This is a genomic window from Megasphaera micronuciformis F0359 (assembly GCF_000165735.1).
Classification (GTDB): domain Bacteria; phylum Bacillota; class Negativicutes; order Veillonellales; family Megasphaeraceae; genus Megasphaera; species Megasphaera micronuciformis.
Genome location: NZ_GL538208.1, coordinates 336,613 through 350,521, shown reverse-complemented (window position 1 = coordinate 350,521; position 13,909 = coordinate 336,613). Strand labels below are relative to the sequence as shown.

At 47.8% G+C, this 13,909-nt stretch carries 12 protein-coding genes; all 12 read right to left on the bottom strand.

The annotated features are described in order from the left end of the window. Position 1: 1 nt before the first annotated feature. Positions 2 to 2,155 carry a polyribonucleotide nucleotidyltransferase gene (locus tag HMPREF9429_RS05370; protein WP_006942245.1) on the bottom strand — a complete coding sequence of 718 codons (2,154 nt, stop codon included), beginning with the start codon at positions 2,153 to 2,155 and terminating at the stop codon, positions 2 to 4. Between the two features lie 72 nt (positions 2,156 to 2,227). Next, positions 2,228 to 2,494: a 30S ribosomal protein S15 gene (gene rpsO, locus HMPREF9429_RS05365; RefSeq protein ID WP_006942244.1), complete on the bottom strand. Its 267-nt coding sequence runs from the start codon at positions 2,492 to 2,494 to the stop codon at positions 2,228 to 2,230. 149 nt (positions 2,495 to 2,643) lie between these two features. Further along, positions 2,644 to 5,070: a phenylalanine--tRNA ligase subunit beta gene (gene pheT, locus HMPREF9429_RS05360; RefSeq protein WP_006942243.1), complete on the bottom strand. Its 2,427-nt coding sequence runs from the start codon at positions 5,068 to 5,070 to the stop codon at positions 2,644 to 2,646. A gap of 12 nt (positions 5,071 to 5,082) precedes the next feature. Further along, the gene (gene pheS, locus HMPREF9429_RS05355; RefSeq protein WP_006942242.1) at positions 5,083 to 6,108 is read right to left on the bottom strand and encodes a phenylalanine--tRNA ligase subunit alpha; all 1,026 of its coding nucleotides are present in this window, start codon (positions 6,106 to 6,108) and stop codon (positions 5,083 to 5,085) included. Positions 6,109 to 6,365: 257 nt separating this feature from the next. Then, positions 6,366 to 7,505: an acyl-CoA dehydrogenase family protein gene (locus HMPREF9429_RS05350; RefSeq protein ID WP_006942241.1), complete on the bottom strand. Its 1,140-nt coding sequence runs from the start codon at positions 7,503 to 7,505 to the stop codon at positions 6,366 to 6,368. 26 nt (positions 7,506 to 7,531) lie between these two features. Next, on the bottom strand, positions 7,532 to 7,972 hold the full coding sequence (locus tag HMPREF9429_RS05345; protein WP_006942240.1) for a PaaI family thioesterase: 441 nt from the start codon (positions 7,970 to 7,972) through the stop codon (positions 7,532 to 7,534). Beyond that, positions 7,972 to 8,388 carry a PaaI family thioesterase gene (locus tag HMPREF9429_RS05340; RefSeq protein WP_006942239.1) on the bottom strand — a complete coding sequence of 139 codons (417 nt, stop codon included), beginning with the start codon at positions 8,386 to 8,388 and terminating at the stop codon, positions 7,972 to 7,974. Before HMPREF9429_RS05340 ends, HMPREF9429_RS05345 begins: the two co-directional genes overlap by 1 nt. 161 nt (positions 8,389 to 8,549) lie before the next feature. Then, positions 8,550 to 9,068: a cysteine hydrolase family protein gene (locus tag HMPREF9429_RS05335; RefSeq protein ID WP_040773911.1), complete on the bottom strand. Its 519-nt coding sequence runs from the start codon at positions 9,066 to 9,068 to the stop codon at positions 8,550 to 8,552. A gap of 401 nt (positions 9,069 to 9,469) precedes the next feature. Further along, positions 9,470 to 11,005: a ribonuclease Y gene (gene rny / locus HMPREF9429_RS05330; protein ID WP_006942237.1), complete on the bottom strand. Its 1,536-nt coding sequence runs from the start codon at positions 11,003 to 11,005 to the stop codon at positions 9,470 to 9,472. A 152-nt stretch (positions 11,006 to 11,157) separates the two neighbouring features. Then, positions 11,158 to 11,592 carry a regulatory protein RecX gene (locus HMPREF9429_RS05325; protein WP_006942236.1) on the bottom strand — a complete coding sequence of 145 codons (435 nt, stop codon included), beginning with the start codon at positions 11,590 to 11,592 and terminating at the stop codon, positions 11,158 to 11,160. A gap of 5 nt (positions 11,593 to 11,597) precedes the next feature. Beyond that, complete coding sequence (gene recA / locus HMPREF9429_RS05320; RefSeq protein WP_006942235.1) at positions 11,598 to 12,641, bottom strand: recombinase RecA; 1,044 nt, start codon at positions 12,639 to 12,641, stop codon at positions 11,598 to 11,600. A gap of 11 nt (positions 12,642 to 12,652) precedes the next feature. Beyond that, a complete protein-coding gene (locus HMPREF9429_RS05315; RefSeq protein ID WP_006942234.1) occupies positions 12,653 to 13,903 on the bottom strand; it encodes a competence/damage-inducible protein A in 1,251 nt (416 codons plus the stop codon). Positions 13,904 to 13,909 lie beyond the last annotated feature (6 nt).

Here is a 13,909-nt window from a genome sequence, read left to right as displayed (position 1 = left end):
ATTATCTCCGATGACCGTCTCTGTGACCGCGATTGCCTCTGTCGCCGCGATCACGACTCTTGAAGTCGCCGTCTTCGCCCGTCAATACGACCTTACGGGACAGGTTAATGCGTCCCTGACTGTCGATTTCCACGCATTTAACGACAATTTCATCGCCTACGTTGACAACGTCTTCTACCTTTTCCACCCGTTCCGTCGCAAGCTGGGAAATATGAACCAAGCCTTCTTTACCGGGCAGAACTTCTACAAAGGCACCGAAGGCCATAAGGCGCGTAACCTTGCCGACATACGTTTCGCCGACTTCTACGTCCTTCGTCAGATTTTCAATCCATTCCTTGGCCTTAGCCCCGCCTTCTCCGTCTACGGAAGCGATGTATACGAGTCCCGTATCGTCAATGTCGATTTTGGCACCCGTTTCTTCCGTAATCTGTTTAATCATCTTGCCGCCCGGCCCGATGATATCACGAATCTTGTCGGGATGTACCTGCATGGTAATAATACGCGGTGCATAGGGAGATAATTCCTTACGCGGTGCGTCGAGGACCGCCAACATCTTATCCATAATATGAAGGCGTCCTTCATGAGCCTGTTTCAAAGCCGTATCAAGGATTTCACGACTGAGGCCTTTGATTTTAATATCCATTTGAATAGCCGTAACGCCCTTTGTCGTGCCGGCTACCTTGAAGTCCATATCACCCAAAGCATCTTCCATGCCTTGAATATCCGTCAAAATCGTGAAGTCGTCATCCTTCGTTACAAGCCCCATAGCTACGCCCGAAACGGGAGCCTTAATGGGAACGCCCGCATCCATAAGCGCCAACGTACTGCCGCAAACGCTGCCCATAGAGCTGGAACCGTTGGATTCGAGAACTTCCGACACGACGCGAATAGCGTACGGGAACTCTTCTTCCGACGGCATCACCTGAGTAAGAGCCCGTTCGGCCAACTTACCGTGACCTATTTCACGACGACCCGGACCGCGGGAAGAACGAGTTTCACCGACGCTAAAGGACGGGAAGTTGTAATGGTGCATGTAACGGCGTTCCGTTTCCGTACCGACACCGTCGATATGCTGAGCTTCCGACAAGGGTGCCAAGGTAGCAAAACTCAGAATCTGTGTTTGTCCGCGCGTAAACAGACCCGTGCCGTGAGTACGCTTGAAGAGTCCTACTTCACATGATACGGGGCGAACTTCGTTAACCTTACGGCCGTCGGGACGAATCTTGTCGACAGCAATCATGTGACGAACGATTTCTTTAATCATCTTCTGTGTAATCGTTGCCACATCGGCCTGATTATCCGGATAAATGTCGGCAAAGTGTTCGTAAATATCCGCTTCAACGGCATTCATCTTTTCTTCACGAGCCATCTTATCGGCATCGAAAATAGCTTCCTTCATCTTGGCTTCGCCATAGGTATGAATAGCTTCCACAATATCTGCAGGCAGTTCTTTTTCAACAAATTCCTGCTTCGGTACGCTGATTTCATCGAGGAAAGACAGCTGGAATTCAACGACCTTGCGAATTTCTTCATGAGCAAACATGATAGCATCGAGAATATCGCTTTCCGGTACTTCTTTAGCGCCGCCTTCAACCATGAGAATAGCGTCTTTTGTGCCAGCTACGACAATATCCATGTCGCTCTTTTCACTCTGTTCCACTGTGGGGTTAATAATAAAGTTGCCGTCTATACGACCGACACGAACGCCTGCAATCGGACCCGCAAAGGGAATGTGAGACATGCATAAGGCGACGGATGCACCGATCATAGCCGCAATTTCCGGAGCGTTATCATGGTCGACTGCAAAGTCATAGGCTACAACATGTACGTCGTGACGATACGTTTTCGGGAACAAGGGCCGAATAGGGCGGTCAATAAGGCGAGCAAACAAGGTCGCCGATTCAGGCGGTTTGCCTTCTCTTTTTATAAAGCCGCCGGGAATCTTGCCAACAGCATACATTTTTTCTTCATAGTCTACAGTTAAGGGGAAGAAATCCGCATCTTCACGTGCTTCTTTCGATCCTGTTGCCGAAACGAAAACGGCCGTATCGCCGTAACGTACCAAAGCGGCACCGCTAGACTGTTTTGCCAATTTACCGACTTCCACGGTAAGAGGTCGACCGGCAAAATCCATTTGGAATATTTTTTCTTCCATTCCCTTTCCTCCTTATATCTACTATCCAAAAAAGAGGCTGATGTGTCTATACATCAGCCTCAGTTCGTGCAATTATTTACGCAGGTTGAGTTTTTCGAGAATAGCACGGTAACGTTCCAAGTCATGTTTTTGCAAGTATGCAAGTAAGTTACGGCGCTGGCCGACAAGTTTCAACAAACCGCGACGGGACGCATGGTCCTTTTTATGACTGCGAAGGTGGTCCGTCAAATAAAGGATACGGCTCGTAAGGAGCGCGATCTGTACTTCCGGAGACCCCGTGTCTTTTTCGTTTGTGCCGAATTTGGCAACAATAGCTTGTTTTTCTTCTACGCTTAACATTGTAATTCCTCCTGTAATATAAAATTCACCAAGCACTGCGTGTTCGTCGGAGTGATCGATACACCCGGTGCCCGTACGACATGGCTTATTATACACTACAAGGCTCTGCCTGTAAAGGCAGAGCCTTGTTGTTATTATGCAAAATAAGGCTAACGAAGTTTTGCCCCGGCTTTTTCTTGTAATTCTTCAAGAATGTCCGTAACGGGTTGTTGAATATCCGCATCGGACAAGGTCCCTTCAGCAGAACGGAAGGTCAAGGCGAAAGCAAGGCTTACAAAACCGCGAGGAACCTGTTCTCCTGAATATACGTCGAAGAGATGTACGCCTTCTAAATACTGACCGCCTTTTTCTCGAATAATATTCAGCAAGTCGGCATGCTTGGCACTGACCGGAACGAGTACGGCCAAGTCACGGGTAAGAGCCGGGAACTTGCCTACCTTGTGATAATCGGGAATGAGGTTGATTAAAGGCAAGAGGTCCTTCAAGTACATTTCAAAGACATATACGGGGCCCGCAACATCGTAGTTGTCGACGCACTGCGGATGAAGTTCGCCGAAACGGCAAAGAACCGTGTCGCCTACAACATATTCAGCCGCCTTACCGGGGTGTAAGGGGGCATAATCGGAGGCCCGCAACTGTGCATGAATGCCCAAGCTTGTCAGAACGGCTTCCATCAAACCTTTTACGTCGTAGAAATCAAATCCTTCCGCTTTATACGGCCAGCTTGCCTGTGTTCGATTCCCGTATAAAAGGCCCGTAATTTCTCTGTTTTCATCAACCAATTCCGTAACGGGAAGACTCTTGGGACGATACGTAGATGCAATTTCATAAATAGCCACGCGGTCATTTTTTACCGCCTGATTGCGTACAAGTACGTCCATCAAAGACGGAAGCAAGGTTGTTCTCATAAGAGGGAATTCTTCCGTAATGGGATTCAATATAGGCACGGCCTGATAATGAGCATCGTCTTCTTTAAAGAGGAGTTTTTTCAGCGAATCGGCACTCATAAAGCTGAACGTTACCGTTTCATTCAAACCGCTGCGACTCAAGACGGACGAAATATGTTCCCGAACGGCATGTTCAAATCCTTCCTGGCCTTCCGAAATATTACTGAGAGGACGGGTGGATTGAATGTTCTCATATCCGTAAATACGAGCTACTTCTTCTGCAATATCGGGCATTTCCGTGCAGTCGATACGCCATGTCGGTACAACAGCCGTCAATACCTTGTCGTGTTTTTCCGTCGTAAAGCCCAAGGTTGCCAAGATGGAAATCATATTTTCTTCCGAAATATCCGTACCGAGGAAGTCATTGACTCGCTGTGCTGTAAAGTCGATGCGGCGAACTTCCTGAGGACGTACATATTCATCAATAACGCCGGCCGCTACTTCGCAAGCCCCCATTTGTTGCAACAACTGAGCCGCCCGGTTAAGGGAGTGTACACACCCTTCCGAATCGAGGCCTCGTTCAAAACGAGCCGACGCTTCGGAACGAAGCCCTAAAGCACGGCCGGTCTTACGAATGGAAGAACCCTTAAAAGATGCACATTCCAAGACAACCGTTGTCGTTTCTTCCGTTACTTCCGAATCAAAGCCGCCCATAACACCGGCAACACAGCTTGCCTTTTCAGCGTCGGCAATGACCAGCATATTTTCCGTCAGTTGCCGTTCAACCTGATCCAAGGTCGTAATCTTTTCGCCCTTCTTTGCTCTTCTGGCAATGAGTTCATGTCCGGCCAACTTATCGTAATCGTATGCATGTAAGGGAATGCCGAATTCAATCATGACATAATTCGTTACGTCGACGACATTGTTAATAGGACGAACGCCGGCTTTACGCAACCGTTGCTGCATCCAAAACGGCGACTTGCCCACCTTGACGTTATAAAACATGCGGGCCGCATAGCGAGCACACAGTTCCGAATCGTCAATGGTTACCTTCAATTTCCCGTCAATCTTTTCACTGCCTTCTTGTACTTCTACTTGCGGCAACTTGGCTTCCTGTCGGGACAACACGGCAAATTCACGGCTTAAGCCCACCATGCTGAAGCAATCGGCCCGGTTCGGTGTCAATTCGTATTCATATACGACATCACGCAACCCCGTCTGAGCTACGGCATCAACGCCCACAGGTGTATCTTCCGGTAAAATCCAGATCCCCGACCGTTCTTCCGGTAAGAGAAGACTGTCGTCCAATCCCAATTCATGAGCCGAACAAAGCATACCTTCCGACGTTTCACCGCGGAGCTTCGACTTTTTAATTTTCACACCGCCGGGTAAATGAGCTCCGTGTACGGCAACAGGCACGATTTGTCCTTCCCGTACATTCGTAGCGCCCGTAACGATGGTCAGTTCCTTATCTCCCATATTAAGAGTGCAAATAACGAGCTTATCCGCATTGGGATGCGGCACGATTTTTGTAATCTTACCTGTAATGACATTTTGTATATCTTCGCCCCAATATTCCACCTGTTCTACAGGAATGCCGGCAATGGTCAAAACATCGGCAAATTCTTGAGGTGTGCGGCTTTTATCTATAGTTACATAATCTTGCATCCATTCGAATGAACTTTTCATCTTCCGTACCTCCTAAAACTGATTCAAGAAACGCATATCGTTTTCGTAGAACAGGCGCAAGTCGTCGATTCCGTACTTTAACATGGCAATACGTTCTACACCCATCCCGAAAGCAAAGCCGTTGACTTTGTCGGGATCGTAACCGTTCAGGCGCAATACGTTCGGGTGAACCATCCCGCAACCGAGGATTTCAAGCCACCCCGTGTGAGAGCATACGCGGCATCCTTCACCGCCGCACATAACACAGGAAATATCCACTTCCGCACTGGGTTCTGTAAAGGGGAAGAAGCTGGCACGGAAACGCACCTTCGTCTGCGGTCCGAATATTTCACGCAAAAAGTCTTCCAACATGCCTTTCAAGTCGGAGAAACGAATATGTTCATCTACAATAAGCCCTTCCATTTGATGGAATACGGGCGAGTGAGTAGCATCATAGTCCCAACGATATACCTTACCGGGGACGATAACCTTAACCGGTTCGTTCGGTTCGTGAGCCTGTAAAGTACGTGCCTGCATGGGCGATGTATGAGTACGCAGGAGGATTTTATCTGTTATGTACATGGAGTCTTGCATATCCCGTGCCGGATGGTCATCAGGGAAATTGAGACATTGGAAGTTATAGTAATCGTCTTCAATTTCGGGACCTTCCACAATAGAAAAGCCCATGTGCAGGAAGGCCTGTTCCATTTCACGGCGAATTTTATGGAGAGGATGTTCATGACCTGTAATCGGTTGTCTGCCCGGCAAAGTGATATCAATGCGTTCCGACTCGATTTTAGCTGCCAATACGGCGGCTTTCAATTCTTCCGTCTTGGTATTCAAGTAACCTTCAATTACTTCGCGTGCCGAATTGACAGCCTGGCCGACTTTCGGACGTTCTTCTGCCGACAAATCTTTCAAGCTCTTCATAAGAGACGTAAGTTCGCCCTTTTTACCTAAATACTTGACACGAATATCCTGTACATCCTGTAAGGCACTGCTTTTTTTCAACTGTTCGTTGACGGCCGCCTTAATCTCTTCGATTCTGTCTGTAATCATCGTATACCTCCTGCATAATAAAAAACGGACCTTCACCCCAAAGGGGCGAAGGTCTCGCGGTACCACCCTAATTATGACTTTGCTCTCCTATAACGGGAAGACCCGCCCGGCCTACTACAATTTCAACCGGAAGCTCCGAAGGGAATCATAAAACCGGACGCACGACACTCTCAATCGGTGATGTCGTTTCCTGTACACGTCTTATTGTTATATGCTGTCTTCGTCATAGCTACTTATGTGTTAATGCATTTATTGTATCAATAGAGCGTCTTATTTGCAATAACCAATCTTTGGATCTGGTTTGTGCCTTCGTAGATCTGCATAATTTTAGCGTCACGCATATACTTTTCTACGGGATATTCTTTAATATATCCGTAGCCGCCCATAACCTGTACGGCATCCGTCGTAACCTGCATGGCTACATCCGAAGCATTGCACTTGGCAATAGCCGCTTCACGGCTGAAATCCATGCCCTGATCCTTCATCCAGCAAGCGCGTTGAACTAAAAGGCGAGCACCTTCAACCTTCATCGCCATATCGGCAATCATAGCCTGGACCATTTGGAAAGAAGCGATAGGCTTGTCGAATTGTACACGTACCTTAGCATATTCCGTGCAAGCGCGGAAAGCCGCTTCGGCAATACCGACCGATACGGCACCTACAAAGGGACGAGCCGCATCAAGCGTATTCATGGCAATACGGAAGCCCTGACCTTCACGGCCGAGGCGATCTTCCATGGGTACGAAGCAATCCTGGAAAATAAGTTCCGTCGTGTTGGACGCACGAATACCCATCTTATTTTCGGCCTTGCCTACCGAAAAGCCCGGTGTGCCCTTCTTGACTATAAAGGCTGTCAAGCCGCGAACACCGCCGCCCTTACGCGTATTGGCGAAGACGACGAAAACTTCGGCCAAAGCGCCGTTAGTAATGAAGCACTTCGTGCCGTTTAAGATATAGCCCTTGCCATCTTCCGTTTTCGTAGCCTGGGTCGATACGGAGCCCGCATCGGAACCCGTTCCCGGCTCGGTCAAAGCAAAAGCCGCCAAGTGGTCGTCATTAATAATATCGAAATAACGCTTTTTCTGATCATCGTTCCCGGCAATGATAACGGGGTACGAGGCCAAAGCATTGGCTGCAACCGTCGTAGCTACGCCGGCGCACCCTTTACCGAGTTCTTCATAAATAGCGGCAATGGTAACGGCATCCAAGCCGGCACCGCCGAATTCTTCGGGAATAGCTACGCCCAAAAGGCCCTGTGCTGCCAATTTTTCCAACAAACCTTCATGAAGCTTTTCCGTTTCGTCCATTTCCAAAGCATACGGTTTGATTTCTTTTTCTACCAAATCACGTACGACTTTGATAATATCCAGTTGTTCGTCGTTGTAAGCAAAATCCATGTCGTTACCCAACCTTCCGTCAATGACTACTGTTTTTCAGGTTTTTCAAGAATATAAAAAGAAGCTCGGCTCTTAACTACAAGTCGGCCTTCATCATCGTGAATAACCGCTTCCGTCAACAGCGTATCTTCCCCTATATTCACAACCGTACCCATACCGTGTAACAATTCACCTACACGAGCATGTCGTACGTAATTCATGTTAATTTCCAGCGTTGTTATGCGGTAGCCGCAAGTTCGGCTGGAAAATCCCATGAGTGTATCGCAAAAGGCCGTCATCAGTCCGGCTGATGCCGTACCGTCGGCCGTGCAAAACCGTTCTTCTACGGGAAAATCAATTCTTACTTCTCCCCTGTCGAAGTCTATAACGCGACACGGCAACGTTTGAAAATAAGGCGTACTTTTATAAATCCGTGCCAACGTTTCTTGCAATTCCTTCTTTTCTTCAGGCGTAAAGCGTTCGTTCATTATCGTTCGCCTCCGTCCGCTTTGACAGTAAACGTAGCCTTGGCATAGGCCAATCGCCGTTTTTCATTATCGAAAAACTCGCAAACCGCTACGGCCGTCGTCCGACCTTCATGAATGAAAAAGGTTTTGACAACAATATCCGTATCGGCCTTACCCGGCCGAATATGGTTTACAGCCAAATCGAGAAGGCGAGGCTTTAACCCGTGCAACAGACACATCTTCTCCGTTACGGATGCGGCCATGCCGTAAAAAACGCCGCCGTACAAGGTCCCGTTCGGATTATCCCATGCTGTTCCCACATTGTGAAAGACCAGAGTAAGCCCGTCCTGACTTATCTCTGATATGTCGAAACCCATGAGCTGATCAAAAGGGCTATTTGCCAAATCATCATATACCCTTTGTTCCGAAGCGGTCATCTATACGTCGCACCTTCCTGAAAATAATGTACATACATTCTATATTTTACTATAGCCCTCATAGTTCGTCAAACAAAACGGCTTACCTATCCTATTTGCAGATAAATAAAAAAGCAACGGAGTCTGTCCGTTACTTTTTAGATATATCACTTTTCAGCTAATTATTTTTCATCCATAAAAGACAAGACCTCTTCTAAAGGCAATACCCGTCCGAAAACACGGTCCCAGATTTTTTCATGATGAATCCGGATATTCGCCGCCGGCATATTCTTCGTATCAAAGGTCGTCGTCCCCCCTTGAGGTACCGTAATCTTATAATTCTTTTCAAAGGCTACGCGAATAGTCGTGTCCACACAATATTCAACTTGCATGCCCACAAGGATCAGATTGTCTATCCCCTTGTCTTTCAAATAGGTATCAAAATCCGTATCCTTAAATGACGACGGATAAGTCTTTTCAATAATCTTTTCGCCTTCCTTAGGAGCTACAGCTTCATGAATCTGCCAATCTTTTGTTCCCGGAACCAAACTGTCGCTTTTATGACGAACATAAATGACTTCAATACCCTTTTTCCGAGCCTGTTCAATCAAAATGCCGACTCGCTGCAAAAAGCGAGTGCTTTCATAGGGCTTCATACGGATCAACATATTTTGAATATCGATGACTACTAAAGCTTTCATTATACCTTCCTTTTTTCTTCCGTGAAAACGCTGTATTATAACCGATATTATCACTGCATATTGAAAAAGCCATCCAAAGATGGCTTTTCAATAGACTTCAAACGAAGTCCAACACGCCTGACCTGGTTTTTACCCCCACACTCGCCTGCTGGAACTTTCGCTCATAGACTTTTGTCCCCCACTACCGGTTCTCTCGCTTTTCGCGGCAGGTCTTACTTCTAGGCCGCACTATGATCGGACCCGCTTCGAGCCCTTACGTGGATCGCTTCGCCTGCGACTGGCATCGACTTTCAACCACAGCACGTGTTATGGCATTATATCATACCCGATGAACTTTACGCCATAGGTATACGGACACAAAACAGCCCTTCGCACCGTATGGTACAAAGGGCTGTAACTTTCTATTTTGCATAATCGACCATGCGCGTTTCTCTGATAATGACGACCTTAATCTGTCCGGGATATTCCAATTCCGCTTCGATTCGTTTCGCCACGTCATGGCAGAGAATAACACAATCGTCTTCGTTCAGCTTTTCAGGCTTAACCATTACGCGAATTTCACGTCCTGCCTGAATAGCGAAACACTCTTCAACGCCTTCGAAGGATTTGGCGATTTCTTCCAACTTGGACAATCGCTTCAAGTAGTTTTCCAAGGTTTCTCGACGTGCTCCCGGTCGAGCCGCCGACACGGCATCGGCTGCCGCTACCAAAACCGCTTCAACAGATGTGGCTTCTTCATCGCCGTGATGAGAAGCGATACAATTGATAACCGCCTTCGATTCGCCGTATTTCTTCGCTACGTCGACACCGATAGATACGTGCGTACCCTCCAAATCATGATCCAAGGCCTTACCGATATCATGAATCAAGCCGCCGCGACGCGCCAAGTTGACATCGACACCCAATTCGGCCGCCATAATGCCGGCCAACTGAGCCACTTCAATGGAGTGACGCAATACGTTTTGACCGTAACTCGTACGATACCGCAAACGCCCGAGGGTTTTGATAACTTCCGGATGAAGGCCGTGAACACCCGCTTCATACGTAGCCTGTTCCCCGGCTTCACGAATCTTCTGACTCACTTCTTTACGAGCTTTTTCAACCATTTCTTCAATTCGTGCCGGATGAATACGCCCGTCGACAATCAGTTTTTCCAAAGCAAGTCGGGCTACTTCCCGACGAATGGGGTCGAAACAGGACAAAATAACAGCTTCCGGCGTATCGTCGATAATCAAATCAACGCCCGTCAGTGTTTCGATGGCTCGGATATTACGGCCTTCACGACCGATAATACGCCCCTTCATTTCATCATTAGGCAAGGATACGACGGACACCGTCGTTTCCGCCACGTGATCGGCTGCACATCTTTGAATAGCCAAGGAAATAATTTCCAACGACTTCTGTTCCGCTTCTTCTTTGGCTTCGTCTTCAAGAGACTTAATAAGCTGAGCCGTTTCATGCTTGATTTCCGTCTTTACGTTGGCCAAAAGCAACTCTTTCGCATCGTCGTAAGAAAGTTCGGAAATTCGTTCCAACTCTGCCAGTTGCTGTTCATGTAACCGGTCAATCTTTTCACGAACCTTCGTAATTTCTCCTTCTTTACGAAGAAGAGCTTCTTCCTTCTTTTCCATCGTATCGAACTTCTTGTCCAAATGCTCTTCCTTCTGATTGAGGCGACGCATTTGGTGCTGCAGTTCACTGTGTCGTTCTTTATAATCACGTTCCGCTTCACTGCGTAAGCGTTGCGCTTCTTCTTTGCCTTCAAGAATCGTTTCTTTGCGCTGCGCTTCCGCGTCTTTTTTCGCTGCACTGATAATTCGAGCCGCTTCCGTTTCAGCACTGCCCAATTTACCTTCAGCGATTTTCAGACGATAGAAATAACCGGCCCCGAGACCGGCCACACCGCAAATTACAGCTGCCACAATAATTTCCGTCATACTCTGGTTCACCTCCTTTTCATTAAAAAAAGCCGAACTTGCGTCCGGCTTTTTTAGTATGAGTCTTTTCTCAATTCATCATTTTTCAAAAAACCATGATTACATATTATTTCCAGCATACATATACCGGTTATAATTATTGTAAATTTTTTTCAGTCGTCTGTCAAGCTGACAAAGTCCTCTAACGCCGCTCGTACAGCCTTTCCCGAAAACCCTCGGTTTTGCAGATAACGAATAATTTTCTGCTCATTGTCACAACGGTTTTTAAATTTTTTGGCAACTAAAGCCAAGGCCACAGGCACCTCATCGTAGGCTTTAGTCTCTTCGGGAACGGGTAAAAATCGCAGACGCAATTTATTACAAATATAAGCATGCCCGTATTGTGCTTTTTGAGCATAATAGCGGTATACGCTTTCAGCCAAGCGATGATCATCAAGAAACCGTTCACTTTTAAGCTTTTCCGTCACTTCATCAATGATGTCATCCGTCACTTCGCGGCGTCTTAACTTGCGACGTAACTCTTCTTCACTCAAAAAACGTACGTTTAAGAACCGTAGGGCCGCTCCGTAGGCTTCCTTATACTCCATAGTTCTTATTCGTCATCCGAAGCATGAGGCACGTCGGTCAACACTTCATCAAACTTTTCCGGTTCGGCTACGAGGGTATCGCGAATGATCTGTTCGATTTCAGCAGCCACATCGGCATGTTCTTTTAAGTAATTCTTAACATTTTCCTTACCCTGCCCGAGACGTTCTCCCTTATAGGAATACCACGTGCCGCTCTTTTCCAAAATTTCCATGGACGAACCCAGGTCAAGGAGAGTCCCTTCTTTAGATATCCCCGTGCCGTACATAATATCGACTTCACAATTGCGGAAAGGCGGAGCCACCTTGTTTTTAACCACTTTAATGCGAGCTCGGTTACCAATTACATCCGTACCGGACTTAATAGCTTCTCCCTTGCGGATTTCCATGCGTACGGAAGCGTAAAATTTCAATGCACGGCCGCCCGTCGTCGTTTCCGGATTGCCGAACATGATACCTACTTTTTCGCGTAACTGGTTAATGAATATAACGATGGCCTTAGACTTGGAAATGATACCCGTCAACTTACGCAAAGCCTGACTCATAAGACGAGCCTGCAGCCCTACATGAGAATCGCCCATTTCGCCCTCGATTTCCGCCTTCGGTACGAGGGCTGCTACAGAATCGACGACAATGATATCGATAGCACCGCTGCGCACGAGTTCTTCCGTAATTTCCAGCGCCTGTTCTCCGTTATCGGGCTGAGAAATGAGAAGATCCGCCGTATCGACACCCAAATGACGGGCATACACGGGGTCCAACGCATGTTCCGCATCGATAAAAGCGGCAATACCGCCGGCCTTTTGTGCCGAAGCAATGGCATGCAAAGCCAAGGTGGTTTTACCCGACGATTCGGGACCGTAAATTTCGATAACACGACCGCGCGGATACCCGCCGACGCCGACTGCCAGGTCAACAGCCAAAGACCCGGACGAAATGACCTCCAGATTCATTTTTTCAGCCAAATCGCCAAGGCGCATAATCGCACCCTTACCGAAATCTTTTTCAATTTTTTTCATGGCATTTTCCAATGCCGCTTGTTTCGCTTCCATGTAGAACCTCCTTACAACCGTTCCCTCATATATTGCAACAAATGGTAAACCGCCTTCGTAGCGGCTCTTTCTTTTACTTCTTTGCGATCGCCCGGAAAGACGCTCTTATAAACGACCGTCCCCTTCGGCCCGGCTACGCCGAAATAGACAAGCCCCACCGGCTGTTCATCCGTACCGCCGTCGGGACCGGCGATACCCGTCGTACTGACAGCTACATCACTGCCGTATAAAGCGCGACTTCCTTCAGCCATGGCCGCCGCCGTTTCTTCACTGACAGCCGTATAGGTTTGCAGTGTTTTTTCAGGAACACCCAACAACTTCGCCTTGATTTCATCCTGATACGTTCCTGCGGAACCCAGAAAATAAGCGGAACTCCCGGCAATATCCGTAATGTACGAACCGACCAGACCGCCCGTACAGGATTCTGCGGCACTGACGGTCAACCCTTTTTTACGGGCCGTTCGTCCCAAAGCCGCCGCAATCGGTTCGTCATCGTACGTAATAATAACATCTCCCAACCGTTCAGCCAACTTTTCTTTCATCGGTTCGACAAGGTTTTGAGCGGCTTCTTTTGTCTCTCCCTTAGCCGTAATACGTATTTCCACATAACCGATGCGGGCATACATGGCCAAAGTCGGCTCCGACTGGTTCTTGACAAGATCCATAATCGTTTCTTCAATGCGTGCTTCACCCATATCGTAAATTCTCATATACGACGAGTAAATGTAGCCTTGTGACCCGAAACGTTCATATAGCCACGGCTTGACGCTATGATCAAAAACCCACTTCATTTCCGACGGCGGTCCCGGCAAGTGAATGAGAACCTTGCCGCTCTTGTACAAGGCCGTTCCCGGTGCCGTCCCCGCCTCGTTGGTCAAGACATCCGCACCTTTTGGGATCATGGCTTGGCGGCGCTGGTTTTCCGTCAAATCCCGCTCAGGATGACGAAGTTTAATCCACGCAACGACACCTTCCATTACGTCTTCACGAAACTCAAGAGGCGCATCCATCACTTCGGCACCGATGATTTTCGTCATATCGCCCTGTGTCGGTCCGAGACCGCCTGTCGTTATAACCATATCGGCACGACCCAAAGCCGTTTCCAGAACCTGCTTCATACGCTGAGGATTGTCGCCTACCGTCGTATGGTAAATAACGGAATACCCCATCGTATTAAGCTGTTGTGATAAATATTGAACATCTACATTGCTTATTTCACCGAGCAAGAGTTCCGACCCGGTCGTTACCAATTCAACCAGCACAGCTTA

Bases quoted from the DNA above. Each gene is read 5' to 3' on its own strand.
- HMPREF9429_RS05370 (WP_006942245.1), bottom strand. From the start codon at position 2,155: ATGGAAGAAAAAATATTCCAAATGGATTTTGCCGGTCGACCTCTTACC.
- HMPREF9429_RS05335 (WP_040773911.1), bottom strand. From the start codon at position 9,068: ATGAAAGCTTTAGTAGTCATCGATATTCAAAATATGTTGATCCGTATG.
- HMPREF9429_RS05325 (WP_006942236.1), bottom strand. From the start codon at position 11,592: ATGGAGTATAAGGAAGCCTACGGAGCGGCCCTACGGTTCTTAAACGTA.
- recA (WP_006942235.1), bottom strand. From the start codon at position 12,641: ATGGAAGCGAAACAAGCGGCATTGGAAAATGCCATGAAAAAAATTGAA.
- HMPREF9429_RS05345 (WP_006942240.1), bottom strand. From the start codon at position 7,972: ATGAACGAACGCTTTACGCCTGAAGAAAAGAAGGAATTGCAAGAAACG.
- pheS (WP_006942242.1), bottom strand. From the start codon at position 6,108: ATGATTACAGACAGAATCGAAGAGATTAAGGCGGCCGTCAACGAACAG.
- HMPREF9429_RS05340 (WP_006942239.1), bottom strand. From the start codon at position 8,388: ATGACCGCTTCGGAACAAAGGGTATATGATGATTTGGCAAATAGCCCT.
- rny (WP_006942237.1), bottom strand. From the start codon at position 11,005: ATGACGGAAATTATTGTGGCAGCTGTAATTTGCGGTGTGGCCGGTCTC.
- pheT (WP_006942243.1), bottom strand. From the start codon at position 5,070: ATGAAAAGTTCATTCGAATGGATGCAAGATTATGTAACTATAGATAAA.
- HMPREF9429_RS05350 (WP_006942241.1), bottom strand. From the start codon at position 7,505: ATGGATTTTGCTTACAACGACGAACAACTGGATATTATCAAAGTCGTA.
- rpsO (WP_006942244.1), bottom strand. From the start codon at position 2,494: ATGTTAAGCGTAGAAGAAAAACAAGCTATTGTTGCCAAATTCGGCACA.